Consider the following 24960-nt stretch of genomic DNA (forward strand, 5'->3'; position numbering starts at 1 on the left):
TGGCCAAACCCGACAGGTCTTCTCATCACTTATCATATCTTCTCATCCATTTGCGGCGGTATGAGCTTATACATAACCGGGGTCACAATACGTGATAAAATTGTAGAACTTATCAGTCCGCCAATCAGTACGATGGCAAGTGGTGCGATCTGTGGATTGGGATTCATGGCAATCGGAATCAGGCCACAGATGGCAGTGATAGATGTAAGTACAACAGGCAGGAATCTGGTCTCCCCGGCAATGTTTATGGCCTCGTCTATACTTTTTCCCTCTTCGCGCAACTGGTTGGTGAAATCAACCAACAGCAATGAATTTTTTACCTGTATGCCTGATAGACCAATGAAACCGATAATAGAAACAAGAGACATTGGGTTTCCGGTTATCAACAAGAATATCACTCCGCCCAGAACACCCAGCGGGATAATTGATAAAACGATAATGATTCCCTTAAATGTCTTGAACTGCAGGAGTAAAACCGCTATAAACAGAAATGTACTTAAGATGATTACAGAAAGGAAATTACCTCCCAGCGCGTCACCTTCTGATTCAGCCTCGCCTGACAATTTATAATAGTAGCCCTTGGGCATTTTCAATTTGTTGAGTTCTGGTACAATGTCCTTAAGTATATCATTTGCCAACACATTGTCCTTGGTGAGGGAGGTCACCTTGGCAAACCGTGATTTGTTGAAATGGTTGATAGCAGTAGGCGAGGTTTCCATGCTGACGGTTGCAATCTGATCAATTTGAATTGGAGCACCTTGTACGTTATTGACATAAAGGTTCTTCAATGCATCCAGATTTGAAAACTTGTCACGCGGTATGGTGATCACCACGTTTCTGGAATCACCTCTGTCATCAATATAATCTCCTACATTAATTCCGGCAACGGCCATTCTGATCACCTTGTCGACGTCGCTAGTCAATACACTTAAAGTTCGGGCCTTTTCTTTATCTATTTTAATCTTCACGTCAGATTTATAGGCATTGAGTTCGTTATTGATGAAAAAAGTTCCCGGATGTTTGCGCAATAGCTCCTCCACCTGGAACGAGAGCGACCTGAGGGTATCCTGATTCTCTCCAAAAATTCTGACCACGATATTGGCTTCGATCGGAGTGCCCTGTTCAAAATCCTTTACTTCTATTTTTGCATAAGGGAAATCGGTGAACTTACTTCTGAGTCTTTTGATCAGTTCGGTCTTGTCAATTGGACTGGTTTCCTCTTCCAATTGCACAAAAATCTGCGCGAAATCCGGTTTAATGTCTTGCTGATGCACATTGTAATAGATCTGTGGATTTCCCTTTCCTACGTTTGAGGTATAATAAATGATTTCCTTGTGCTTTTTCAATTCAGTTTCCACCAGCTTTGCAACCCGGTCACTTTCGGGGATATTTGCCTGCAGGGGCATTTTGATATTGATCAGGAACATCGGTTTTTCAGAAGTAGGAAAAAGTTTGAACCCTGCCAATGGGAATAGTAAAAAGGCCAGAACGCTCAATGCGATGGATATCCCGATAGTTACTTTGGGCCACTTCAGCGCCAGAGGCATAACGCTCCGATATGACCAAGTCAAAAAACCCTGTAATTTTTTCAGAAAGAAATTTCCTTCTCCGTGAGTATGGGTTTTCAGGATCTTGCTCCCTATAAAAGGCACTAGTGTAAGTGCTACGATCATAGAAGCCAGTACACTGGTAATAATGGCCATAGGCAGACTTCGGATAAATTCTCCGGCCATATCTGGAAGAAAGGCCAGTGGTAAAAATGCGATCACCAGCGTTGCGGTACAGCCTACAACCGCTGCCCCTATCTGCTTGGTTCCCTTTAGAATGGCATCTTTTCTGGAATGTCCTTCCCTGAGCCATCTCTCAATATTCTCGACAACAACAATACTGTCATCAACCAATAAACCCAATGCTACCACAAGCCCCACAATACTGAGTTGGTTGAGCGAAAAGCCAAGCAAGTTCATTGCAATCAGACCCAGAGCCAGTGAAAGTGGGATAGAAATCATTACGATCAGCGATGGCCTAAAGCCCAGCGGCAAAAGGGTAACCACGACCAATACGATCGCTAGTCCAAAATCAAAGCCAAGGTGCCCCAATCGTTTGGACACCATATCTGCCTGGTCAAAGTTTTTGACCAGCTTAATGTTCTCAGGTAATGTTTCGGAAAATTGCTCCAGTACCGGAGTGTACTCTTTCTTAACCTGACTGATATCCACATTGTTCTTCATCGAAGAGGTAACCAATATACAGCGTTGTCCATTGATCCTGGTGATGTGGTTTACTGTCCCATCCTTATAGCCTACCTGGGCCACATCTTTCAGATATATGATTTTTCCATTTGCATTATAGATCACCGTGTTGGCTACATCTTCCACATTCTTAAACTTGCCACTCGTCTTTACATTAAAGACCTTTGTTTCCATATTGATGCTTCCGCCCGGAATGTCAGCTGCTTCACTTTGAAGACTGCCAATCACCACGTTCAGGGGTATTTTTAATTGTGCAAGCTTATCGAGCTGCATGTCAATCCGGATTTCCTGCTCCGGCATCCCTGTATATTTCACCTCCCTCAGATTGGTGATTTTTTCCAGCTGGGTCTTCAGTTTATCCGCGTTGTCCCTTAATGTTTTGGACGAGGCGGTATTGGAGATAAGTGCAATCTGGATGATCTTTACATCTGATGAGGCAATTTTTTCTGTCTTAATCAAATAGATGTCTTTTGGAAGCTCACCATTTTTAAGGGCATTGATCTCTGTGGAGATCTCCTGGTACTTATTGTCTACATCTACGCCATACTTGAATTTGATCTGTATGGCGGCAACGCCATCTTCAACTGTGGTCAGGATCTTATCGATGTTCTCCAGACCGTAGATCTTGTTTTCGATAGGCTTCACGACCTGCTCTTCCATATCCTTAGGACTGGTGCCGGGATAAATTACCGTAACCAGGTATTGCGGAGGGTGGGTAGTAGGATCTTCCGAGCGGGGCATGGTAAAGAGCGTTAGCAAGCCCACTACCGCCACCAGCACGAATATGATCAGGGTAAACTGGTAGTTTTTTACGGCAAAATTTGTAATTTTCATGTCGGCGTTTTTACTTGATAATTTTTACGGTAGACTGTTCGTTGAGATACGCACTGTTAGAGATAACTATGCGTTCTATTCCTTCCAGTTTGTCTTTTAGGTAAACATTTTTGTTGTCAAATTTTAAGATCGTTACGGGTACCTTTCTAACGCGGTCTGTACCTTTAGGCGTAAAGATGTATCCGGTTTCTCCATCTGCCTCTACCAGGGCACTGAAAGGAATTACAGTCGTATTTTGTGAAGTATTGGTCTGGATTGCTGATTTTCCAAACATGCCGGTTGCTGGCCTTAAGTTGCCGAGCTGGAGTTTCAATTCTACCTGAAAGGATCCAATCGCGGCGTCAGCAGACTGGAGTTTACGCAGTACCGTTGCCTGGAATTGCTGGTCAGGATAGCCATCAAGACTAACAAAGGCAGATTGACCTGCTTTGATTGAGGCCCACTCCTGATCGGTTACCCCAACCTTTAAAAGGTAGCCGTCACTCTTTTGCGTAGAGTTTGTCATAATTACCGGCATTCCCCCTCCAATTACTTCACCTTCGCTGGCCACTTTTTTGGTTACGAAACCATCAGAGGCAGCATAGATTTTGGCATAACGCTGATTGAAGGCAGCGGCCTCACTTGTTTTTTTGGCAACATCCAACGCAGTCTTAGTATTTTGCAACTGTTCAAGCGTAAATACGCTGTCCTTGTAAAGGTTTGTCGCCCTTCCATAATCCCGGGTTGCCTTCTCTACCTCAAGGTCTGCCTGAGCCAACCCAGCAGCGATCTCGGTGGTGTTCAGGGTGGCCAGCAATTGCCCCTTTTTAAAAAACTGTCCTTCATCAACCAGTATACTCCGGATAACGCCGCCAATTTTAAATGAATAATTAGCTTCATTTTCGGTGCCCACCAAGCCTGTGGCCTGAATGGAATTAGTTACGCCAAATGAAGATACAGGGGCAACTTTAACCGATACGATGTCGGGCTGGCCTAAGGGACTTGTGTTTTTCGGTTTGTCTTTGCAGGCGAACAGCAGTGATGTAAGCCCAATAAGTGTGAGTTGTGTCTTGTTCATGATGTCTATTGTATGTTGAAACTGGCGTTGGCACGTTCGATGGCGGTAAAGGATATCCAGGTGTCGTATAGTGCTATATTGGATTGGAGCTGGGCGTCAACCCATTGGTTTTGTGCGTCGAGCAGTTCTATGTAAATTACCATACCCTCTTTATAGAGCTTGGTCATGTCATTATAGTAGGTCTGGGTTGTCTTTAATTGCGACTGTGCCGCCCGGTATTGCGCATAAGAACTTTGCAAGTTTGCCCTTCGTACATTTAGTTCGGTAAGCAATTGCTTGGTCACATGATTGGTCTGCGCGAATAAAGCCTGTTCGCTGGCAATGGACTGTTTAATCTTATAATTGTTTCTTCCGGAGGAGAAGAGGTTCCATTCCAATGAAATTCCCAGCAGATAATATCTGCTTTTATCATTAAACTTCCAGTCGAAAGCTTGCGAGCCCAGATCCAGCGATGTTCCGATCTTTGGTATAAGGTAGGATTTGGCAAGGCCGGTCAGGTTATTATTGATCCCTTGGGCAATCTTAAGCTTAGCTAGTTCCTCACGACCATTAACGTCACCCAGTGGCAGGTTATCCTGTGCTGGCGATACTGGAAGGTCATCGGTAAGAATAGGATCAGTCAGTGGCCTGTTCAACAGGAAATTGAAATAATAACGGGCAGATTCCTCTGTTTTCTTAGCAGCGGTTAAAGAAGCGTTTATTTTTGACACCTCGTTTTGGCTACGGATCACGGCCGTACGATTGATCTTGTTGTTATCGAAGAGTTTACGATTTACCCTTTCACCTTCTTCGAGTAGTTTCAGAAAGGATTGGTAGATGCTGATGGCATTAGTAGCCTTCAGATAATTATAGTACGCTGTTTTGATTTCCTTAACTAATTCACGTTTGTACATCAGTATTTCTGCTTTCTGCAGATCCACCTGTTGCGATTTGATCCTTTTGTTGTACACCAATTCAGCGTTTAGGATGGGTAAACTTGTGCGGAACTTGGCGTCATAGAAATTATCTGGATTGAGCAGTATACTCTGGTTTTCCAGCTGTGGAAATGAGTTGCTTCCGGTGAGTTGGTTTAGCGTAGCATAGGCCGCATTAAAAAGGTCGCCAGTGGGGAAGTCTATTGTTCTTCCACCGTCGGCTTTTGTATAGGTGGTAGAAAACGTCACGCTGGGCAGAAACATGCTTTTTGCTTCCTGAAGCGCATAAATGTTCTTTTTGAGCAGGAAGTCTTGCTCTTTGATGCTCTGATTTGATGCCAGCCCTTGCGAGATGTAGTCGTTTAGGCGGCTTTGGGCACTCAACTCCGATGGGAGTAGGAGGATCAAGAGCTGTAAAGCGGTCAGCCGGTAAATAGTAGATAGATTTCGGATTTGACTAATCATTGTATTAAATTTAAACAGTGTTCAATAAAGTAGTAAAAAAAGGGGTTAACCCTTTTCCAGAAGGTTGACCAGATAGGCATAACCATTTTCCATCAGTTCTTCGTTTGTCCTATTCGCAAAACTAACGGTTCGATCCTTACAAAAAAGGGCACAGATTCCATGTATGGCAGAGAGGAACATAAACGAGAAATAATCAGTTTCCATACCTTTAAACCGTCCGTTGTCCTGACATTCTTTAATCAGGTTATGCAGATGGTTAATTGCGCTCTGAGCGATCTGTAAACCACTTTCCTCTGAATTTTTCAAAGGTTCTTCTACGAGGAACATCAGGTCATAATAATCTTTGTTCTCTTGTGCAAACTGGATGAATACTCTACCAGAAGCCTTTAGTCGCTCAAATGGATCGATCACTGAATCCAGCACGCGAAGTTGTTTAAGTAATAAGTTAAAGCCTTCCTTATGGAGTTCCTGGAAGATTTCGCCCTTATCTTTAAAATGAAAATAAATCACGCCTGCACTATAGTTGATCTCGTTGGCAATGTTGCGCATACTAGCAAGCTCGTAGCCATTCTGAAGAAATACCTTTCTCGCACCATCTAATATTCGCTGCCGCATCTCCTGCTTCTCTCTTTGTTTCCGTTCTGTAATGCCCATAGATAATTATGATTTATAAGATGTATCAGACTTGAAAAATATTTCCATCTTATTTCTCATTTTAATTGAGGATGCAAATATATTGAACAGTGTTCAAATAACCAAATGTTTTTTATCCTGTAAGGGATTTGCTTTATTTAATAAAATGTTATGACCCTCGTAGGATTTGCGAGGCTGCCCGCGCGTAAGGCGAAAGGAAAGCTTAGTTTCGCATATAATGATCTTTCGGTTACGCTGCTGAAAATTCAGAAGGTAAAGACTGGTTGCGTACAATGCTTCTTTCTGTAGGATACTAGGCTTGCCTTTAACATTCCTTAAATACAAAGACATAGTTAGTACCGAAGTACTCCTGATCTAATCTTATGGCAATGGCAGATTTCGTTCGTCTTTTTTGCAAATTTTTAAATTTTGGTTTCTTTAAGGATTGGTGATTTTTGCAAAAGCTGCATGAAAAAATAGAATTTAACATAATCATATTTCATTAGTTCAGATGTAATGAAGATCTAAATATCGATAAATGACATAGTGATAAGTTTAAATAAACGAATGATGCTATCTTTGCCGAGATCTGCTTATTAATTATGACCTACGATTTATTTTTAGATGAAAGCTGCCATTTAGAACATGATGGAATTTCGATCATGACTTTAGGGTACGTTAAAGTGCCACACTTAGTGTCTAAGGATCTGCGACTAGGCATTAGGAGCATTAAGGAGAAGCATGGAAAGTTTAAGGAGCTTAAGTGGAGCAAATTTTCTGCAAAAAACTTGGATCTCTATAAAGAGCTGGTGGATTATTTTTTCGAAACACCTCTTGAATTTAGTTGTATTCTAGTGAAGTACAAAGAGCGTCTTGACCATTCAGACTTTAATATGGGGAAACATGACAATTATTACTACAGGATTATTTTTCATCTATTACAGCCAATGCCCACGAATGGTGATTACCGCATATTTATCGATTATAAGGATACAAAGGGTAAAGAAAAGTTAAGTAAGATAAAAGAATATTTAAATGAAAAATGCGCAGGCGTTTCGCCATTCAGGAGATTCCAACATTTAAGATCGCACGAAAATGAGTTTTTTCAGCTCACAGATCTTTTCATAGGCGCAATTGCTTATAAATCTAGAACCAATATTAAAGATAATTTGCCTGCAAATCCCGCAAAGCTTGAATTCGTACAATATTTAGAAGCGAAATCGGGCTTTTGTCTTGACGAAGGAACAACCCCGTGGGAAACCAAATTTAAAATTTCAGATCATCAGGCACCACTTCGGCAATAATGGAATTATTTGAACTTGATGACTTAATTCCTGGATTGTCTATGGATCCAACTTACGATCAATTAGATGAAATTTATGAAATATACGTTCGTGATTTTATAGATAACCCTTTTGTATTTAAGGGTCTTACGGTTAGAATAATCATGAGTGCATCTACAATCGAAGGCTATGAGGGCTACCCTGAAACATTCGTGCATTTAATTACCAGGAAAGGCAAAGGTAGGGAACGGGTATTTGATCGACATCGCGCGAACAAGGTACAATGGATTAGATGCATACTAGAAAACTATCAGGAGGAAGAAATCACTTGCTTTGATTATCCTGAATCCGATGGCATCAGTAGAGAGTACTATTGGTATAAAGAAGAAAACTTTCTAGTGATCATGCAACGAGTTACCCCAGATTACATCATAGTCAGTTGCTTTCATATTGACAGCAAACGGAATCGGGAATATTTTGAAAAAAGAGAAGACTGGTATAAAAATCAGGGATAAAAAAAATGCCGCAATTACGGTAATGCGGCCAACCAGGTCCTTTTCCCGAGGGAAATGACGATACAAATATATAATATTATTATTAATTACAATAACTATGCTACAAATATCTCCTATCTTATTATCTTGTATTACAAGATCACCAACTTCTACATCTTCTTCTATAGTTAGAGCACTTCAAAATCCATAGTCAAAAAGGTTACCGATTACTGTTTTCGCTACGTAATAAATGGCATTAGTTTATTACGGTGATTTAATCATTTTCTCGTAATTTCAAAAATTAGGTTAGATATTGGTCATACCTTCGTTTTTTGAGACTGTTATTTAATGTTTATCTAGCAGATTTATTTAACAATGATTATAAGTTGTGATAGTATGTATTATTTAGCTTTAACTTAAGCTTGGTCAAAGCACGAAATATATATAAAAACTCACATACTGTATATCTTAGTTTTTTTTCAGTAAAAACATTTTTAAGTTTCAAAGCTTACGCACTTGCACCGTGCAACTTCCAAAAATTTATATTACAATTTTGATCCGTATGCGCTTTTCTCTAAGAACGAGCGGAAGTTGCTTATATTAAAAATTTCCTCAATTGCCTTTTTCTTGTCTTTTGACCTCAGGTAATAGGCTTCCGTGATCTTATACCCAATGTAGTAACCCAGGTCTGAAGGCCTTGAGTCGGTTGCAGGATAATAGAACCATTTCTGAATATCATTACTGCTAAGTTCATTTTTAAATTGCGTCCATAATTCTTTTTCATGCATTTTCCCGTATTGGTGCAAAAGATGGTTAGCAGTAGTACCGGTTATCAGTTTACATACGAAGTCGGCGCTCCCTTCTGCTATAGCACGACTAAGGATGTTCTTGCTGGTATCGGTATAGTTCTGCTGATAATGGATTAATTCATGTGTCACTAGGGTTGGCATTTTATCCAAAGTCAAGGATTTTAAGATTTTGGAGAATGCTGGGCTTATGTTGGTGAAGTCTGAACTTTCATCCGCACAGTTTACATCAGCGCCGATAAAAAGTCCCTCGGCCATAGAACGCCCACCTGACCCCATTGACCCCATTACGATATAAACGTCAGGAAATACGGACGCAGGATAAAGCTCTTTCAGCCGCTGAAACGATTTCCTCATTGCAGGTATGGCACCTTGTACCTGAAGGGTGTTCCTTCTGATAGATCGATAATACTTATCGTATTTTTCGATCTTGGAAGCGAATGCTTCGGTAGTCCCTATGGCCGCAGTCTTAAATATTCCCAAGCCGTAGGAGCCTTTGTTAAAATAAAGTTCATCATAAATCTCCCGGCTCCTAAGCGGCGCCCGCCCGGCAGAATCAAAAGCTGCCCAGAACTGAGGTATATCGCTGGTAATAAATTTCGCCTTTAGTGGAACGGTGTTTTTGGAATGGTTTTGTTGGCCAAGACATACGACTGATGAAAAAACAGATAATACTAGGAAAATAAAATTCTTCATAGTCATAGGACAATATAGTTTTGGATTAGTTGCGCCAAAAGCAAAAACGCACTTAAAAAATTAATTCACAAATGGACCTGGAACATGTTTTTACCTAAGTTTTACATCTAAAATCTATCTGTTATAGAGCTGAGCAAGTTTGGGTAAGCGATATTACCATTATCCAATTGAAGCAGCAATGGGAGTAGTTGTGATTGTCTAACTCTAGAACAGGCACACCTGAAACACGGGCCATTGAAAAAAAGATGGAAACCTAAATGGTGCAAACCAAATGAAAAGCAACTTGTATAATTGATACAGGAATAACAAATTTGCGTGTATAGTCTATCTAAAATTAATTCAGTAAAATGTATAGCCATTTCAGGATAAGCCATTTTATATTGCAATTGCAAAACTATACAAGGTTTACAGTCGCTATATACATTACAATTTATAAACTAATGAGTTTCTTAAAGATGAATGTGTTTATTTACATTTGAAAACCCATTTATCAAGGTTCCTGTGCTTAAGTACAGCCGTATATTTTAAAATTTGAGAAGCTGGACATACCTCATCTGCAAATGTTTTTTCAGATATTTTATCGGTGTATTCTACTACAAATACGGGTTTGTTAAGATCTATATAAGATTTAACATCCTTCAGCCAGCCTTGATCAAAAGCATCTTCAGTTAATACCCAATCGAATTTAGTACTGTACTCCACCGATAATTCTTGCACATTTTTCTGACCGATACCTAAACCATTCTCATGTGCCAGTTTTATAAGATAGTCGCAATATAGTTTCGTGTCATTCAAGGTTATTTTAAAGCCTGTTTCATTTGAGTAACTATCAAGATCGTCAGGTTCTATTGCATCAAATCCTTTTTTTAAAATCATATTGATTCTGGAATTGAGCCAGGGTTTTAACTTATCCAATTTTTTAATGTTCAGCCAGCGCTCATTAGGCCACTCCGGGTATACTTTTCCAATGACATCCGCGGGAAGTAAATTAACATCAGGTCTGTCGTTTTCTATTGTCCCCACAGAAATATAGGCAATAACCTTTTTACCTTGAGCGTGTAATGTGGCTACTTGTGCGGCAGAGGTTGTAAATGCATCGACGTCCACAATTTCAGACGTAAAGGAAGCTCCGGGTTGAAGGTCATCCAGCATCCAATCGAAGGACATACCAGCCTTAGGTTGCCACCATGATGTTTTGTCAGATGGAGTTTTAACACTATCCACGATATTATCATCATCAATACTGCTGTCTTTTTTGCATGCTGAGATTAAAAGAATCATCATTGCTACGACAATTACATGTTTCATAAATTGTTTTCTTTATATTAAAAGCTTACATATCAACTCTTATAGAAAGTAATTGGCTTAGTCTTGTGGCTAAAAAAATTAGTTTGCTACAATAGCTGTAACCTCAATTTCAATAAAAATATCAGCTCTAAACAACCCTTTCACTTCCAAAAGTGTACTTGTTGGTGGCGTTTCAAGATTAATATATTGGTCTCTTACTTCTCTGTAAACAGCCGTTTGCGAAATATCTGTTATAAATATCCCGAGTTTTATAATGTCGTTTAAACTAGCACCGCAACTTTCTAAAATAGCTTTTACATTTTCGAAAATTTGAACCGTTTGTGTTCGTACGTCATTACCTACCAATTCTCCCTTTTGATTGAGAGGAATTTGTCCGGATAGCACTAACATTTTCTGATTTCCTAATGGAATTTCTACGACCTGTGACAACCCATTGATCTTGAATACTTTTTCTGAATTTTTAAACTGTATCATATTTCGAATTTTAAATAGTTCAAATTTCCATATTAGAAAGCACAACACGATTGCTAAAACTTCCATATTTAATGACTATTTCTTTCAATATATTTTTAACGTTAATTAGAATTATACGGTAAAGGATTATGTAATTTTCCGAAAATCAGAGCAATATGAATATTGAGAAAAAAGTTGAGAATAAGGACTTGTATGCGGGAACACATATCGTACTAACATCTGACAAAATTGGAACGACAGAAATTTGTAGGCAACAACATAAAACTCCATTTCATAAAACGAATATGCTCAAAGAGCATTTTTTATTATTCGCTGTGGAAGGAACAAATGAATTACAAATCGGTAATCAGTTGTTATCTTTAAAAAAGGGAGAAATGTTATTAATGAAAAAAGCGACTTATGTTGAGATTGTAAAAAGAGGCGAAAAAGAAGATGATTATATGTATGAAAGTGTTTCCTTTTCTCTGAAAAAAGATATTATTCTTGATTTTATTAAGTTAGTTGAAATGGATGATTATTCTAAACATAACACACCAAATAATGAAATTTTGATTCATCCTTATGGAATACGGTTGCAAACCTTTCTAGCATCGTTAAAGCCCTATTTTGATGATACTGAAAAAATAAAAACAGGTTTGTATAAATTGAAAATATTGGAATTACTTTATGACTTATCCGAAGAAAATCCGGTTTTCCTGCAACAATTGATGAATCTTAATCGCAATGATACCAGAGATTTAATGAATGTTGTACAAATAAATTACCTTAAGCCTTATACACTTGAAGAATTGGCATACATTTCAGGACGAAGTTTGTCAGGCTTTCGCCGTGAATTTGAGGCATTATTTCAAACCACCCCCGCGAAATGGATTCAGGAAAAACGCTTACAAAAAGCTAAAGAATTAATTTCTTCCACTCAATTAACCATTGCAGATGTTTGTTATGAGGTAGGTTATGAAAATGTTTCGCATTTTTCCCGTTTATATAAAAGTCATTTTGGCTATAATCCCAGCTTAACGAAAAGTCAGTCAAATTAGTGGAATTACGATTTTTATTTCCATGCTTGATTTTGGTGTAAAATGCCGCTAATGTTAACTCAATACCTTCAATTAAAAATTCAGGCAGCCGGCTGAATTTTAAGTACCCAGGCGTATTTGCCGGGTAGTTCCGCGGGTAGTTTAACGGTAAAGCCACCATTGCTTTTTGTCCAGGTTAACGGTTTATCTATACCAAGCAGATATATTTTTGAGCCTGCTTTTGGATGGATGGAAGAGATCTTAATTTAATCACCGCTATGCTTATCAAAAATAGCATATGTTATTTTGCCATCGGTACTTTGCGTAAATCGGATGTTATCACCTTCTTTGTAATTAGTTAGACTTTTAGTTCCATAGATCGCTTGCTTATTAATATCAAGCCATTTACCCATTTCTGCCAGACGTTCAACACTTGGTTCCGGGATCTCTCCCTGTGCGTCCGGGCCAACATTCAGCAGGTAGTTACCACCTTTTGCTGCCACATCGATTAAATTGTCGATCAGCTTTTCGGCCGATTTCCAATTATGATCATTCTTTACAAATCCCCAGTTATTGTTAATTGTCATGCAGCTTTCCCAATAATCCTTGGAATTTGACTTCAGGATTTCTTGTTCCGGCGTACCAAAATCTCCGGCAGCATTTTCATATTTATTCATTCCCGCCATACTGTTACGAGCTTTGCCGATACGATTATTGATGATCAGGGACGGCTTGAGGGTTCGTAAATAATTATAAAGATCTTTACCTTGTTCTTCGGTCCATTCAGGAGTCCACTCCCCGTCAAACCATAAGATAGCCGGATCATATTTTTTAATTAATTCTGCTAACTGTGGTTTCAGATATTCTTCTCTGTATTTACTAAAATCGGGCTTCTGCTCAGTTTTTTGTTTAGGGTTGGCATCGGGCTGGTGCCAGTCCATAATAGAATGATAAAGACCGAACTCGATCCCTGCAGCTTTACAGGCATCTGCCAGTTCTTTAATCACATCCCTTTTAAAAGGTGTCGCATCCATGATGTCGTAGTTGGTTATTTTGCTGTCCCACATACTGAAACCATCATGATGCTTAGAAGTAAATACGACGTATTTTGCTCCGGCACCTTTGGCAATGCTTACCCACTCTTTGGCATTGAATTTCTGAGGATTAAATTGTGCGGCATATTTTTCGTATTCTGATGTTGGAATTTTATGTGTATCCATTATCCATTCGGCACCACCATCCTTCCCGTTGTATTCTCCCGCAGGAACAGCATATAGACCCCAGTGGATAAACATACCAAATCTAGCATCCTGCCACCATTGCAGGCGTTGCTTTTTAGCAGACGTAGATTCTTCCAGATAATTTTTTTGGGCAAAAACGGAACAGGACAGGAGGAGCCCGGCAATAAATAAACAGATCTTTTTCATAATTGATATTTGGTTATAACAAAGAAAAGAATAAAGGACGTGATAGATTCAGTAATAATGTCCTTTCATTAAGCAATATGGTGTTAATGAATGCTTTATCTGGGAATATGTTTTGAATTTTGTTAATCCTGTCCATTCCCTTGTTTCGTTCGGGTGTTGTTAGAGTCTTCTCTTACTGTCGGTCGCAAATTACCCACCAGAACCCACAGTAACCCCACAAGACCCCACAACCGTATGGGCTCTTGTGGGGTTACTGTGTAAATTAACGTGGTCTATGAAACTGAAACCCGAAGGAGGGTTAAACAAAAACGGCGGCCCCAAATCTGGAACCGCCGTTTTCTAGCTTCTCAACAAGCTAAAGAGTTTATTCTTTATTTCAGCAAATCTGCAGGAACAGGTTTGTCCAGCAAATTGAGGTAGTAGAAACGTGCTCTTTCAGAAAAATCATGCTTTCCTTTTGTGTTCGCCCAGCCGTGTCTGCCACCCGGATAGATCATCAGTTCAAAATGTTTGTTAGCATCCTGTAATTTGTCTATCAGTTGTATCGTGTTCTGCATGTGGACATTGTCATCCATGTCACCATGCATAATGCGTAACAGACCTTTGTACTGGTCTACGTAAGTTAGTACAGATGCATTCTTATAACCCTCAGGGTTTTCCTGCGGCGTGTCCATGAAACGCTCTGCGTAACTGGTGTCATACAATTCCCAGCTGGTAACAGGCGCTCCTGCATAACCATAATCAAAATAATCGGCGCCTTTGGTTAAAGCCATTGTTGTGATATAACCACCGTAACTATGACCGGTAATGAGTAATTTAGTTGGGTTAACCCATGGCTTGGCCTTCAGCCATTGCGCTGCGGTAATGTAATCTTTCATTTCCCATTTACTTAGGTTACGGTGCATAAGCGCAACGCCTTCTTTGCCAAATTGTCCTGAAGCACGGTGATCTACAGCGATCTGGATAATACCTTCATTTGCCCACCACTGTCCGGCTGTGCCTTTCCAGGTATTGGTTACTGTTCCTGCATTAGGGCCTCCATAAATGCTGAAAATTACGGGGTATTGTTTAGACTCATCAAAATTAACCGGGTAAGTAATTACTGCTGGTAACAGGTATCCGTCATCAGTAGGAATAGAAATCATTTCTGTTTTGCCGACGGCGAATTTTCCGAAGTCCGGAGATTTGCTGTCTGCAATTTCACGGATCAGTTTACCGTTGTTATCCAGCAATGCCTGTTTTGGTGGAGTGGAAACATTGGAATATGTCGTGATAAATTGTTTGCCAGATGGAGATAAAGCAACCTGATGCGTATAATTTCCGAAGGTCAGTCGTTTTAGTCCTTTTCCATCGTAATTAACCCGGTACAGGTCGGTTGTGGTAGAGGCTTCTTTTCTTGCCATGAAGTAGATGATTTTATTTTTCTCATCCGCTTTCAGTAGTTTAGTTACCTGCCATTTGCCGCTCGTAATTGGATTAATCAGCTTGCCTGCCAATGTATACAGGTAATAATGTGCCCAGCCCGTACGGTCACTTTTCAGGATATAATGTTTATTGTCACCCAGATAAGTAATGCGTTCATCGTAATCCAGATCTACCCATGACGGTTGCTTCTCATCATAGATCTCAGTTTTTGCCCCATTATTTGGTTTAACTGCGTAGAATTTAAGGTTATCCTGTCCGCGGTTCATCCATTGAACCATTAGGTTACTACTATCAAAACTCCAGTAAGGTGTGCCAAAATACTGGTCGTCCTTAGCATTGAAGTCTGCCCAGGTTACAGCACCGCCGGAAGCAGGTACAAAACCGATACGTACTTCAGGATTCGGATCTCCAGCTTTAGGATAACGTGTCTTTTCGACATAGCCATGCTGTCCTGTCGACCCGTTAATAGGGAACATAGGAACCTTGGTATCATCGAAACGCATAAAAGCTATTGTTTTACTGTCCGGAGACCACCAGAAGGCTTTATATTGCGTTGGACGGCCTAAGATCTCCTCGAAATATACCCAGGAAGAATAACCGTTATAAATTACATCGGTCGCATCGGTGGTGTAACGGATTTCTTTTCCGCTGGTCACATCGACCGCGTAAAGATCGCCATTCCGTGTAAAGGCTACATATTTTCCATCAGGAGAAAGTGTAGGGTTCTTTTCAGCAGCAGTATCTGTGGTTAATTTTTTAGGCTCTTGTTTGCCGTATTGAATATAGACATCATTGTCTTTGATCATTACGCTTACATCGCTTTTGGGAGGGGGTGTGTAAGGAAGTCTTGTTCCTGTTTTGACGTCAACCGTGTATTGCTGACGGGTTTTAGGATCTGTTTCTATATAATGCTGTTCATCACTCCAGCCGGAGATTGTATTGATGGGATTGGTCAGAGAAGGAATTTTACCTTGTGTCTGCTCAAAGGTTAGTTTTTGCTGCTGCGCCTGTAGGTTTAGGAATAATCCGGAAGTGCAGAGTAGCAATAAAGATTTCTTCATTCGTTCAGTTTTTTATAGTTCACGAAAATAAGAAAGCAATCCGGATTATTTAATTTGTAGGCGTACAATTACCTTTTTTGTGACAGATCTAATGGAGCCATGCCAAACATCAGTACGATTTTTCCATCCTGATAAAGATTTAAGGTTTGCTCTGCGATATCGAAAGTAAAGGTCTTACCCGTAATGGCCTGGCTGAACTCGCGCTCCAACTGGTTGGATTTATCATCCAGGCAGGCCATCATCGTACTTGCGAGTTGTTTGAAACTGATTGTATTCGCAGTATGTTCGAAAGAACCGAAAATAGAATTACACCCTGAATTTCCATTTACTTTGCCTGTGGTAATGTCAAAAACTAAGAAGGCAGGTGAGTTTTCCTGAGTTTTGTTATTCAGCTGGATCAGGTTCCAGCGGTGTTTTGCAATAAACGCCCAGGCATATTCTTGACTGGTCGGATCGTCCGTTTTAACGGCAATTTTCTGCTTCTTAATAACTTTAATCAGTCTGTAGGTATAGGCAGAAGCATCTGCTGGCACATTTTTCCTTTTGGTACGCTGAACCGAAAGGGTGTAACGGTAACCCGGTGTGTATTTAAAACCTTTTATACCGCTATAAAAAAGCTCCCAGTCTTTGCTGCTTTTATACTTAACCAACATGCAGGTTTGTGGAGCAACACCTGTGCAATTAGCTGTTTCTTCTTTAACCTGCAATCTGATGACGTCTGCTTTAGCGCTGATAAAACTTCCACAGAGTAAAAACAGGGCTAAAATTGCTCCTGGCATCACTTTCTTGATTTTTGAATTGTAGATCGTTTCCATTTTGTTCTTTTTTATTTTTTGCGCGAAGATCATGCCGTTTTATACCTGTCTATTTTCAGGTAATTATGCTTTCAATCTCCGCTTTATATTAAAGGGATGTAAGGAAATTCAGATTTCCATAAAAATTTTATAGAGTTAGAGTCCGGGTGTAGCTCTTGTTATGCTTTGTCCGGATTTGACCCGGAGAGTCCTTCGCGGATTGTGTTTACAAGAAAAATCGAGTGTAGTTGGGTTAAGGATGGGTTTTAGATAGGCCAACGCTGTGTAAAAATTGGGGTAACTACGAACAACACCCGACCAAGGCTCTAAGAAGGCCTTGATAAGGCTAATATATCCTTTTCAAGGGAAGATATAATGTTGGCGAACCAACATTGAATAACTCGATAAAAAAAAACAGCATCAAGAGGCCAGTATATTGACATATGATATGATACAAATATTCCGAATCCTATTTGATTATCAGTTAATGAGGGAATTTTAATAATTTAAGTTACTTAAAGACATATTAGCTTTTCAGAATGAACTGTAGTACATTATTTAGAACCGGATGATGATCATTAACTCTCCAATTAAGGAATAGATCGGTCTGAAATGGCAAGGTGATAAATCTAATACCGGGAATTTCATGGAACATGTAAGAGTTAGGCATTACGGCTATACCTAAACCCTTTTTCACCAAGGCAATAATTGCTGAACCAAACTCCGAATGTAAGTATGCATCAGGCACAATATCATAAGTTCGAAATAACTGTTGAATAAGGTCACTGTAACTGCTTCCCCCGTCCTTTATGGGTAAGATAAACTTTTGGCTGCTAAGCGTTTCTTTCGTAAGATCCTCTGCGTTACGAAAAGGATGATTCTCGGGCACTACAATAGACAAAAAGTCGGTCGAAATCTTTTCTGAACGGATATCATCGGCATTATTGATATCCCTGGTAATCACGAGGTCTATTTTGTAGTTGCGTAGGAACTCCAGCTGATCTTCATACCGTACTTGTACAAGTTCGATCTTAAGTTTAGGATAGGCTGAAGCAATACTGCTGAGCATGTCCGGCATGATGGATGCAGATATTGAATCGGGGTGCGCAATAATTATAGTGCCGCTTTCACCTAATTGTATCTGACGGGCGTGTTCATGAAAAAACTCCAACTCATTAATTTGCACTTCCCACTTTTCTCGTAAGAATTGCCCTGCAGAAGTAAGCTTAACATTCCGTTTGTCACGCTCAAATAGCTGAACACCTAATTCACGTTCCAGTGCCTGGATTTGACGGCTAAGGGCAGATTGGGTGATATGCATCCTTCCAGCTGTTTTCCAGAAGTGGAGTTCCTGCGCAAGGGCTAAAAAATATTTGATCTGTTGAATATTCATTAATGCAATATAAGCATTACTATATGCTATAATAGCATTTTTAGGCATTACCAGATAATGTAGTTTTGTACTTATGGAACAGTTAGCATTCAACATAAGACCTTGCAGCCCGTTAGATTTAGATAAGTTGATGGTACTGATAGAAAAGCATGCCGAATTTGAAAAGGCTCTTACCGCTATAACTTAGACTACAAACCCGTTGTGAGAAACATGAAACCTATTCTTTCTCGATGGTTAAGGCAGGAATGACATATATAAAATCAGTTAAATAGATAAAACAGATGAACTGGATACTTTTAATTTTAGGTGGCTTGGCTGAGGTAGGCTTTGCTTTTTGTTTGGGAAAGGCAAAAGAATCTCAAGGAAATGAAATGATAAGCTGGTATGCAGGCTTCGTGGTCATGCTATTGGTGAGCATGGGACTACTGATCAAAGCTACGCAGACCCTACCAATTGGAACCGCCTATGCCGTATGGACAGGAATTGGTGCCGTTGGAACCGTTCTAGTAGGAATACTGGTATTTAAAGAACCTGCAACTTTTCTACGAATGCTTTTTATAATGACGCTAATTGGTTCTATTATCGGATTAAAGGCCGTATCGCATTAAGGAAATACAATCAAATAATTGCAAAATGGAAAATATAGAAATCAAGAAAGTTACCCTAAGAGATATTGAAGCCTTAGCGCAAATTGGTAAGCAAACCTTTTCCGAAACCTTCTCTGCAAGCAACACAGAAGAAAATATGGCTAAATATCTCCAAGAGGGTTTCTCCCTACACAAACTGGAAGCTGAGCTGACCGATGCATATTCACAGTTTTACTTTGCGGTTACCGGTGGTGATGTTATTGGTTATTTAAAGCTTAATACTGGAAAGTCGCAGACAGAACTGAAAGATGTTAACTCTGTTGAAATTGAACGAATATATGTTGTACAAGCCTATCACGGCAAAAAAGTTGGACAGCTACTTTACGAAAAAGCAATGCAGATATCTCAGGAAAAGAGTGCTGAGTATGTATGGCTAGGAGTATGGGAAGAAAACCCCAGAGCCATTAATTTTTATAAAAAAAATGGTTTTATTGAGTTTGATAAACACATTTTCAAACTTGGTGATGACCAGCAGACCGACATCATGATGAGAAAAAGTTTGCGTTGTAATCAGCCAAGCTTATATCGGAGCTAAAGCTCTCTCAGTTGTCATTATTACTCAAACGAAATCTAAAGGGTCAATTCAACCGCTGCTACCACGGCGGGAGTGGACCACTCAGAAACCTATGCATAAAAGTGTTTCACCCTTATTTACTGGTGGTGTGCCAATCTTATACAAGATAATACCAGATTCAGGTGCATAGACAGGCAATTTCTTTCTACCAAAGACATCGGTGATATAACCCACCTCCGCGCCCTTAACGATCCGATCACCGGCAGCCATTTCGCTCACAAAAATCCCTTGTACAGGTACAGATACATAAGCCTGTTTATTATATCTCGCCCTGACCTGAGAAACATTATTTGCTGATTTTGTCCCATACATGTTCAATTCCGCCATTAAGCGGAATAAGGATTTTTTGGCCAGTGATACTTCCTCTTTTCGCCAATTCCCAAGTCTTCCGATTTCGATACTAAGAGCAGTTACACCTTGCCTGACAGCCTGTTTGAAGGCATACATTGCTGGCTGATCCGGTGACAATATATATGGATAAGCTACAATCGTTTCAAATCCGCTGATCTCGCTCAGGCGGGAAGCCAATGCGGTCTGATTTCTGAACTGCTTGTTATCATAATAGCAGATGAAAGGAATCAAATCTTCACCAACATCTCCGCCATGCATGTCCAATAGTACATCCGTAGAGGCGAAAACCTCTTTGGTTAGGAAATCAGCCATTACCTCAGTGATCGTCCCGTCTGGGTCTCCGGGAAATGCCCTGTTCAGATTGACACCATCCAGAGGGTTTACAAAAGGTGTCCGAGTGTAGAAGGAGGTTTGGTTGACGATTGGTATTATGATTACCTGTCCTTTCAACAACGCGGGATCAATCTCTTTTCGAAACTCCAGCAAGGATAGGATCGGTGGGTATTCCATACCATGTATTCCTGCCATAACTGTGAATGTCGGACCTTTATCTCTTCCCTTGACAATCGTCATCGGGATCTGCACGGCTGTATTATTTTTGGCGCGGATAGTTAAGATAGTATCGGTAATTCCAGGCTTGCTACGTGAAATAAGCGAACGAAACCCCGCTTCCTGAGCGAAAGTGAGAAAGGAAGAACTGATCAGAAATATAGAAAGCAAGTGGGTTTTCATATCGTGACAAGAGTTTTAGTTCCTAAAAGCAACAAAGAAAAAGATAATTTTGGTGTATTTCTACACTGACTTGTCTCAATAAACGAACCAATGTCGGCGTCTAACGATGTCAAATGAACAGGGTATAAATATGCTGCAGTCGTTTCATACTTATTTCCTCCGCTATACGCTAAGGTGAAATTTTATTTATCGATATTGATACTTTTTGTTCCGCCACTTATGCTGATAAAAGCTTTTAAAGCAGGGGAAAGTGGCACATCTTTTCTATAGACCAAAATTGTTGTCATAAGGCCCAATTCCTTTGGTAGTTGGAATGTTTTTATTTTTCTATTGCCATAAAACGTACTTATGATTTCTTCTGGCATCACACTAAATCCAATTCCGGATTCAATAAAATTTACAACGCCTTCAATGGAATTCATTACTGTTTTATGATATTGGATAATACCTCTGCTTACAAGCCAAGAGTCAAGTTTAGCTCTAAATACGCAACCTTGATCGAAAACTATTGTTTTAAGCGGATTTTTTGCAAGTAAAATATCAAGATTTTCACAATCTGCCGGAGCAACAATCACGACCTGTTCGTCTTTTATTTTAATTTGTTCAAGCTCCGGAATGTCAAGAGGAGCAGGGACAAATGCTGCATCTAATTTATAATTCAATACATCACTTATTAAGCTGGCGCTCATCGCGGATCTAAAATCCAGGTCAACAAAAGGAAATTTTGAGGCAAGTTCATTAATAAGTTCAGGGCCTTTCAGGGTCATCATGGTTTCCAAAAATCCAATTTTAATCTGGCCCTTTACGACGTCACTTTTCCCAATCGACCTTTTCGCCTCATCAAAAATATGCTTGAATTGTTTTGTATAGTGAATAAGTTTTTCGCCTTCCGGAGTTAATTCGACCTTGCGGTTGTTTCTGGTAAAAAGCAGTGCACCAAACTCCTCTTCCAAGTTTTTTATACGGGTAGTTACATTCGATTGAACTGTAAACATCGCTTCAGCAGCCTTTGTAAAACTTCCATAATGCGCAACGGCTTCAAATAAATTAAGGTCATTTGTGTTCATAAATCTTAAATTAAGATACATGGTATCTTTATAAATCATTTTTAATGATCAAATATCTAGTTTACTTTTGAATAAAAAAAAAGGAAAATGAAAAAACTAAAAATAGCCTTCACAATAATCATGACTGGCTTATTAGGGAGAACAGAAATTATGGCACAATCAAACACAATTAAAACAAGTCCTGCTTTAGAAGTTGGGGTTGTTCATCACCGTAAGGTAAATGTAAACGGACTTGGCGTATTTTATAGGGAGTCGGGTCCAGCAGGAGCACCCACAATATTATTGTTGCATGGTTACCCAACATCATCACATATGTTCCGCAATCTGATACCGTTGTTAAACAAAAAATATCACGTTATAGCCCCTGATCTTCCGGGATTTGGAAATACTGATTTACCAGATCGTAAAACTTATACCTATACATTTGAAAATCTGGCCAAAACAATGCAGGGCTTTATAGATGAATTAGGTTTAAAAAGGTTTGCAATTTATGTATTTGATTATGGTGCGCCAACCGGATATCGTTTGGCACTTGCGAATCCAGAGAAAATTACGGGGATTATTTCACAGAATGGCAATGCTTATGTAGAAGGACTAAGTACGGGCTGGAATCCTATTCAGAAATATTGGGAAAATGACACCCAGGAAAATAGAGATGCGCTAAGAACCTTTTATAGCAAAGAGGGAACGAAATTCCAGTACTTCACTGGCGTTACCGATACATCGCTCTTAGCCCCCGAAGCTTATATTTTGGATCAGTATTTTCTAGATAGGCCAGAATCTGCAGAGATTCAGCTTGATCTGTTAAAAGACTATAAAACAAATGTTGATCTGTATCCATCGTTTCAAAAGTATTTTAGAACCAACAAACCAAAATTGCTCGCTGTGTGGGGAAATAAAGATCCATTTTTTCTCCCTATCGGGGCTGAGGCCTATAAAAAAGATATTCCTGACGCAATAGTGAAATTTTATGATACTGGCCACTTTGCGTTAGAAACCCATGGACAGGAGATAGGAAGCGAAATACTGAAGTTTCTCTCCACCCTTCCAAAATAAGATTTTTGGGTGTAATACTGCCTAAATGTGATCAAAGTAAGCCCAGTACAAGCTGGGCTTTTTCTAAATATCCTATAAATCAAATAAAGTGATGGAAATTAAAAACCCAGTACCACCGTTTAGCTACGATTCCGCGGTGGAGAAAGTTATGCTTGCAGAGCGCGCATGGAATAGCCGCGATCCTGAGGTAGTATGCATGGCTTATACCCTTAATACAGAATGGCGCAATCGGTCGGAGTTTATTTCTGGCCGTGAAGAAGTAAAAGTATTTTTAGCAAACAAATGGAAGAATGAGCTTGGCTACAAGCTTAAAAAAGAACTTTGGGCATTTACTGAAAACCGTATAGCAGTTCGCTTTGAATATGAATGGCATGACCAGCAAGGGCAATGGTTCCGTAGCTTTGGGAATGAACTTTGGGAATTTGATAAATGCGGGCTAATGGAAAAACGGTTCGCTAGCATAAATGATCTGGCCATTGATGAAAAAGATCGAATTCTGTAGAATAGATAAACATTAGATCAAACGAATGACCAGAGAGAATAGGCGCCAGTGCTGTCCACTAGTCAGGTTCTGTTTCTGACTGGTGGATCTGGCAACGGTCCAATTCAGATGTACAGAAAGTTTCTACCTCATCGGTTCTTCCCTGGGGTAACGTCTATTCTTGCCAAAGGCATATTATGTTTTTTTATGTTTAAAATATGGGATTAGGATCGTTTTTTATTTGTTGGATAAGCTTGTTGAACAAGGCTTCGGTACTGCCACTTTTGCTTTGTGATGCAGATTGTCCTGCCCAAAGCGAAATAATATCAGCGATTCCACCGGACTTGCCGAAGTCTCTGAGCGCTGCCGTTAAACTGTTCTGATAGGTATAATACGGTATAACCAATCCTGAGTTTTTCATTTCTTCCATGAAGCTGTTTCCAATGCCCCTTGCCCATTTTCCGGTAAATGCCTGGGTAAGTTCGGTAGAGGTATCAGTAGAGCTGAGCACACGTTCTTTGTAAACTTCGCTGGCGGCACTTTCTTCTGCTGCAAGAAAATAACTACCTAGTTGTGCGCCTGCTGCACCAAGGGTAAATACCGCTTTAATCGTGCGGTGATCAAAAATCCCCCCAGCAGCAATAACCGGAACTGACACGGTATCCACAACCTGCGGAACAAGAGATATCAAACCAACCTGCGGCAGGGGTTCCTTATCGATAAAGCTACCTCTGTGTCCCCCGGCTTCAATACCCTGGACGACAATAGCATCCATGCCAGCTTTATCCAATAATGCGGCTTCTTTAATGCTTGTTGCCGTTCCAATCGCTTTAACGCCACGTTCTCTAAGCTGCGAAAGTATTTGTGCCTCTGGCAAACCGAAAGTGAAGCTTACAATAGGTACCTGTTCATCCAGGAGGATATCTATTTGGTCATGGTGATTATAAAACCGGTAAGAGGAAATTGGTTTATGCTCAAACGGCAAATTATATTTCTTGTGAAGCGCTTCGAGATAATTCTCCATTATTTTGATATCCTCTTCACTAACCTCAGATGTTAGCGAGTGAGCAAAGAGGTTTACAGCGAAAGGCTTACTGGTTTTAGCCTTTGTTTCCTTAACCAGGGCCAGGGATTTCTCAGGTGATAACCCACCCAATGGCAGGCAACCCAAGCCGCCTGCATTGGCCACCGCTGCTACCATGGCGGGAGTTGTCACCCCCAACATAGGTGCTTGAATAATTGGATAACTGATATCCAGTAAGTGCTTAAGATCTTCCATAAACTGTATAATATGGGAGTATAGTCTTGAATCGGTTTATAAAAGTCCTTGTGTTGTATTTTTTGACCTAAGGAAAAAAATGAATAATACAATAAAGTAAGGAACGCAAAATAGTATGCCTGGCCAAGGCTGATTCCACGATCCTAATAGTAGAAATACTACAAATATGGCCGGTAGCAGGAAAAAACTCATTGCCTTATATGTATTATTATCGCGGACTTTTTCTTTAAGATTGAGTAGAATGGTAAAGCTTGAAAGAAAAAAAAAGAAATTAATGCCAATAGCGATTCCATAAGGGAGGTTTCTAAAATCTGAATCTGCTTTACCAATTAAACCGGTAGATTGCAGAACGAACACACCCAGTAAGCTAAGAACTGAGGCAATTAGAAAACAAAAAACAATTATCTTAAAGTATTTCATAGTTATGATTAATAATTTTTA

General features: G+C 39.8%; 22 protein-coding genes. 7 read left to right on the top strand and 15 right to left on the bottom strand.

The genetic code is table 11. The features are described 5' to 3' along the window. Positions 1 to 32: 32 nt before the first annotated feature. From BLR53_RS07595 to BLR53_RS07610, 4 genes are read right to left on the bottom strand one after another with little or no spacing between them, the layout of a single operon-like run. Positions 33 to 3086: an efflux RND transporter permease subunit gene (locus BLR53_RS07595; protein WP_074588749.1), complete on the bottom strand. Its 3054-nt coding sequence runs from the start codon at positions 3084 to 3086 to the stop codon at positions 33 to 35. Between the two features lie 10 nt (positions 3087 to 3096). Continuing rightward, positions 3097 to 4143: an efflux RND transporter periplasmic adaptor subunit gene (locus BLR53_RS07600; protein WP_074588751.1), complete on the bottom strand. Its 1047-nt coding sequence runs from the start codon at positions 4141 to 4143 to the stop codon at positions 3097 to 3099. Between the two features lie 5 nt (positions 4144 to 4148). Then, complete coding sequence (locus BLR53_RS07605; RefSeq protein ID WP_074588753.1) at positions 4149 to 5522, bottom strand: TolC family protein; 1374 nt, start codon at positions 5520 to 5522, stop codon at positions 4149 to 4151. Between the two features lie 45 nt (positions 5523 to 5567). Next, positions 5568 to 6176 carry a TetR/AcrR family transcriptional regulator gene (locus BLR53_RS07610; RefSeq protein WP_074588755.1) on the bottom strand — a complete coding sequence of 203 codons (609 nt, stop codon included), beginning with the start codon at positions 6174 to 6176 and terminating at the stop codon, positions 5568 to 5570. A gap of 581 nt (positions 6177 to 6757) precedes the next feature. On the opposite strand from BLR53_RS07610, the gene BLR53_RS07620 reads away from it, so the two are divergent. Both BLR53_RS07620 and BLR53_RS07625 read left to right on the top strand, forming a co-directional pair. Then, a complete protein-coding gene (locus BLR53_RS07620) occupies positions 6758 to 7459 on the top strand; it encodes a DUF3800 domain-containing protein (RefSeq protein ID WP_037442357.1) in 702 nt (233 codons plus the stop codon). Continuing rightward, positions 7459 to 7953: a hypothetical protein gene (locus BLR53_RS07625; RefSeq protein ID WP_074588760.1), complete on the top strand. Its 495-nt coding sequence runs from the start codon at positions 7459 to 7461 to the stop codon at positions 7951 to 7953. The genes BLR53_RS07620 and BLR53_RS07625 overlap by 1 nt, the downstream gene beginning before the upstream one ends. Before the next feature lie 524 nt (positions 7954 to 8477). On the opposite strand, the gene BLR53_RS07630 is transcribed toward BLR53_RS07625, so the two are convergent. From BLR53_RS07630 to BLR53_RS07640, 3 genes are all read right to left on the bottom strand, one after another. Continuing rightward, positions 8478 to 9434 carry a gliding motility protein GldB-related protein gene (locus BLR53_RS07630; protein WP_176763530.1) on the bottom strand — a complete coding sequence of 319 codons (957 nt, stop codon included), beginning with the start codon at positions 9432 to 9434 and terminating at the stop codon, positions 8478 to 8480. A gap of 465 nt (positions 9435 to 9899) precedes the next feature. Continuing rightward, positions 9900 to 10742 carry an endo alpha-1,4 polygalactosaminidase gene (locus BLR53_RS07635; protein WP_083332035.1) on the bottom strand — a complete coding sequence of 281 codons (843 nt, stop codon included), beginning with the start codon at positions 10740 to 10742 and terminating at the stop codon, positions 9900 to 9902. A gap of 78 nt (positions 10743 to 10820) precedes the next feature. Beyond that, on the bottom strand, positions 10821 to 11216 hold the full coding sequence (locus BLR53_RS07640; protein WP_037442432.1) for a RidA family protein: 396 nt from the start codon (positions 11214 to 11216) through the stop codon (positions 10821 to 10823). A 155-nt stretch (positions 11217 to 11371) separates the two neighbouring features. Between BLR53_RS07640 and BLR53_RS07645 the strand changes: the two genes are divergently transcribed. Next, the gene (locus tag BLR53_RS07645) at positions 11372 to 12253 is read left to right on the top strand and encodes a helix-turn-helix domain-containing protein (RefSeq protein ID WP_074588765.1); all 882 of its coding nucleotides are present in this window, start codon (positions 11372 to 11374) and stop codon (positions 12251 to 12253) included. Between the two features lie 80 nt (positions 12254 to 12333). On the opposite strand, the gene BLR53_RS20310 is transcribed toward BLR53_RS07645, so the two are convergent. From BLR53_RS20310 to BLR53_RS07670, 5 genes are all read right to left on the bottom strand, one after another. Next, positions 12334 to 12498: an alpha-L-fucosidase C-terminal domain-containing protein gene (locus BLR53_RS20310; protein ID WP_083332043.1), complete on the bottom strand. Its 165-nt coding sequence runs from the start codon at positions 12496 to 12498 to the stop codon at positions 12334 to 12336. Next, positions 12499 to 13659 (bottom strand): alpha-L-fucosidase, encoded by a 1161-nt coding sequence (locus BLR53_RS07655; RefSeq protein ID WP_074588768.1) that lies wholly within the window; start codon positions 13657 to 13659, stop codon positions 12499 to 12501. Between the two features lie 371 nt (positions 13660 to 14030). Beyond that, positions 14031 to 16145, bottom strand: coding sequence for a S9 family peptidase (locus tag BLR53_RS07660; protein WP_074588772.1), 2115 nt, complete (start codon positions 16143 to 16145; stop codon positions 14031 to 14033). 68 nt (positions 16146 to 16213) lie between these two features. Further along, positions 16214 to 16960, bottom strand: coding sequence for a DUF4377 domain-containing protein (locus BLR53_RS07665; RefSeq protein WP_051760036.1), 747 nt, complete (start codon positions 16958 to 16960; stop codon positions 16214 to 16216). A 505-nt stretch (positions 16961 to 17465) separates the two neighbouring features. Next, a complete protein-coding gene (locus BLR53_RS07670; protein WP_218122975.1) occupies positions 17466 to 18380 on the bottom strand; it encodes a LysR family transcriptional regulator in 915 nt (304 codons plus the stop codon). Between the two features lie 233 nt (positions 18381 to 18613). On the opposite strand from BLR53_RS07670, the gene BLR53_RS07675 reads away from it, so the two are divergent. Next, entirely contained in the window at positions 18614 to 18940 is a 327-nt protein-coding gene (locus tag BLR53_RS07675; RefSeq protein ID WP_074588780.1) for a DMT family transporter, read from the top strand. Positions 18941 to 18965: 25 nt separating this feature from the next. Continuing rightward, positions 18966 to 19514 carry a GNAT family N-acetyltransferase gene (locus tag BLR53_RS07680; protein WP_074588783.1) on the top strand — a complete coding sequence of 183 codons (549 nt, stop codon included), beginning with the start codon at positions 18966 to 18968 and terminating at the stop codon, positions 19512 to 19514. An 81-nt stretch (positions 19515 to 19595) separates the two neighbouring features. On the opposite strand, the gene BLR53_RS07685 is transcribed toward BLR53_RS07680, so the two are convergent. Together BLR53_RS07685 and BLR53_RS07690 are read right to left on the bottom strand one after the other, a co-directional pair. Then, a complete protein-coding gene (locus BLR53_RS07685; protein ID WP_074588788.1) occupies positions 19596 to 20636 on the bottom strand; it encodes a succinylglutamate desuccinylase/aspartoacylase family protein in 1041 nt (346 codons plus the stop codon). Between the two features lie 182 nt (positions 20637 to 20818). After that, positions 20819 to 21703, bottom strand: coding sequence for a LysR family transcriptional regulator (locus BLR53_RS07690; RefSeq protein WP_074589266.1), 885 nt, complete (start codon positions 21701 to 21703; stop codon positions 20819 to 20821). 87 nt (positions 21704 to 21790) lie between these two features. On the opposite strand from BLR53_RS07690, the gene BLR53_RS07695 reads away from it, so the two are divergent. Both BLR53_RS07695 and BLR53_RS07700 read left to right on the top strand, forming a co-directional pair. Further along, positions 21791 to 22759, top strand: coding sequence for an alpha/beta fold hydrolase (locus BLR53_RS07695; protein WP_083332036.1), 969 nt, complete (start codon positions 21791 to 21793; stop codon positions 22757 to 22759). A 91-nt stretch (positions 22760 to 22850) separates the two neighbouring features. Further along, positions 22851 to 23261 carry a nuclear transport factor 2 family protein gene (locus BLR53_RS07700; RefSeq protein ID WP_037442373.1) on the top strand — a complete coding sequence of 137 codons (411 nt, stop codon included), beginning with the start codon at positions 22851 to 22853 and terminating at the stop codon, positions 23259 to 23261. A gap of 190 nt (positions 23262 to 23451) precedes the next feature. On the opposite strand, the gene BLR53_RS07705 is transcribed toward BLR53_RS07700, so the two are convergent. Further along, complete coding sequence (locus BLR53_RS07705) at positions 23452 to 24531, bottom strand: NAD(P)H-dependent flavin oxidoreductase (RefSeq protein WP_342342067.1); 1080 nt, start codon at positions 24529 to 24531, stop codon at positions 23452 to 23454. Positions 24532 to 24960: the final 429 nt, after the last annotated feature.

This window comes from Pedobacter antarcticus (assembly GCF_900103515.1).
GTDB lineage: Bacteria > Bacteroidota > Bacteroidia > Sphingobacteriales > Sphingobacteriaceae > Pedobacter > Pedobacter antarcticus.

Excerpts from the sequence above, each read along its gene's own strand:
- BLR53_RS07675 (WP_074588780.1), top strand. The coding sequence starts at position 18,614 with ATGAACTGGATACTTTTAATTTTAGGTGGCTTGGCTGAGGTAGGCTTT.
- BLR53_RS07645 (WP_074588765.1), top strand. The coding sequence starts at position 11,372 with ATGAATATTGAGAAAAAAGTTGAGAATAAGGACTTGTATGCGGGAACA.
- BLR53_RS07630 (WP_176763530.1), bottom strand. The coding sequence starts at position 9,434 with ATGAAGAATTTTATTTTCCTAGTATTATCTGTTTTTTCATCAGTCGTA.
- BLR53_RS07600 (WP_074588751.1), bottom strand. The coding sequence starts at position 4,143 with ATGAACAAGACACAACTCACACTTATTGGGCTTACATCACTGCTGTTC.
- BLR53_RS07680 (WP_074588783.1), top strand. The coding sequence starts at position 18,966 with ATGGAAAATATAGAAATCAAGAAAGTTACCCTAAGAGATATTGAAGCC.
- BLR53_RS07605 (WP_074588753.1), bottom strand. The coding sequence starts at position 5,522 with ATGATTAGTCAAATCCGAAATCTATCTACTATTTACCGGCTGACCGCT.
- BLR53_RS07625 (WP_074588760.1), top strand. The coding sequence starts at position 7,459 with ATGGAATTATTTGAACTTGATGACTTAATTCCTGGATTGTCTATGGAT.
- BLR53_RS07670 (WP_218122975.1), bottom strand. The coding sequence starts at position 18,380 with ATGCCTAAAAATGCTATTATAGCATATAGTAATGCTTATATTGCATTA.
- BLR53_RS07640 (WP_037442432.1), bottom strand. The coding sequence starts at position 11,216 with ATGATACAGTTTAAAAATTCAGAAAAAGTATTCAAGATCAATGGGTTG.
- BLR53_RS07690 (WP_074589266.1), bottom strand. The coding sequence starts at position 21,703 with ATGAACACAAATGACCTTAATTTATTTGAAGCCGTTGCGCATTATGGA.
- BLR53_RS07665 (WP_051760036.1), bottom strand. The coding sequence starts at position 16,960 with ATGGAAACGATCTACAATTCAAAAATCAAGAAAGTGATGCCAGGAGCA.
- BLR53_RS07620 (WP_037442357.1), top strand. The coding sequence starts at position 6,758 with ATGACCTACGATTTATTTTTAGATGAAAGCTGCCATTTAGAACATGAT.
- BLR53_RS07685 (WP_074588788.1), bottom strand. The coding sequence starts at position 20,636 with ATGAAAACCCACTTGCTTTCTATATTTCTGATCAGTTCTTCCTTTCTC.
- BLR53_RS07695 (WP_083332036.1), top strand. The coding sequence starts at position 21,791 with ATGAAAAAACTAAAAATAGCCTTCACAATAATCATGACTGGCTTATTA.
- BLR53_RS07635 (WP_083332035.1), bottom strand. The coding sequence starts at position 10,742 with ATGAAACATGTAATTGTCGTAGCAATGATGATTCTTTTAATCTCAGCA.
- BLR53_RS07595 (WP_074588749.1), bottom strand. The coding sequence starts at position 3,086 with ATGAAAATTACAAATTTTGCCGTAAAAAACTACCAGTTTACCCTGATC.
- BLR53_RS07655 (WP_074588768.1), bottom strand. The coding sequence starts at position 13,659 with ATGAAAAAGATCTGTTTATTTATTGCCGGGCTCCTCCTGTCCTGTTCC.
- BLR53_RS07700 (WP_037442373.1), top strand. The coding sequence starts at position 22,851 with ATGGAAATTAAAAACCCAGTACCACCGTTTAGCTACGATTCCGCGGTG.
- BLR53_RS07660 (WP_074588772.1), bottom strand. The coding sequence starts at position 16,145 with ATGAAGAAATCTTTATTGCTACTCTGCACTTCCGGATTATTCCTAAAC.
- BLR53_RS07610 (WP_074588755.1), bottom strand. The coding sequence starts at position 6,176 with ATGGGCATTACAGAACGGAAACAAAGAGAGAAGCAGGAGATGCGGCAG.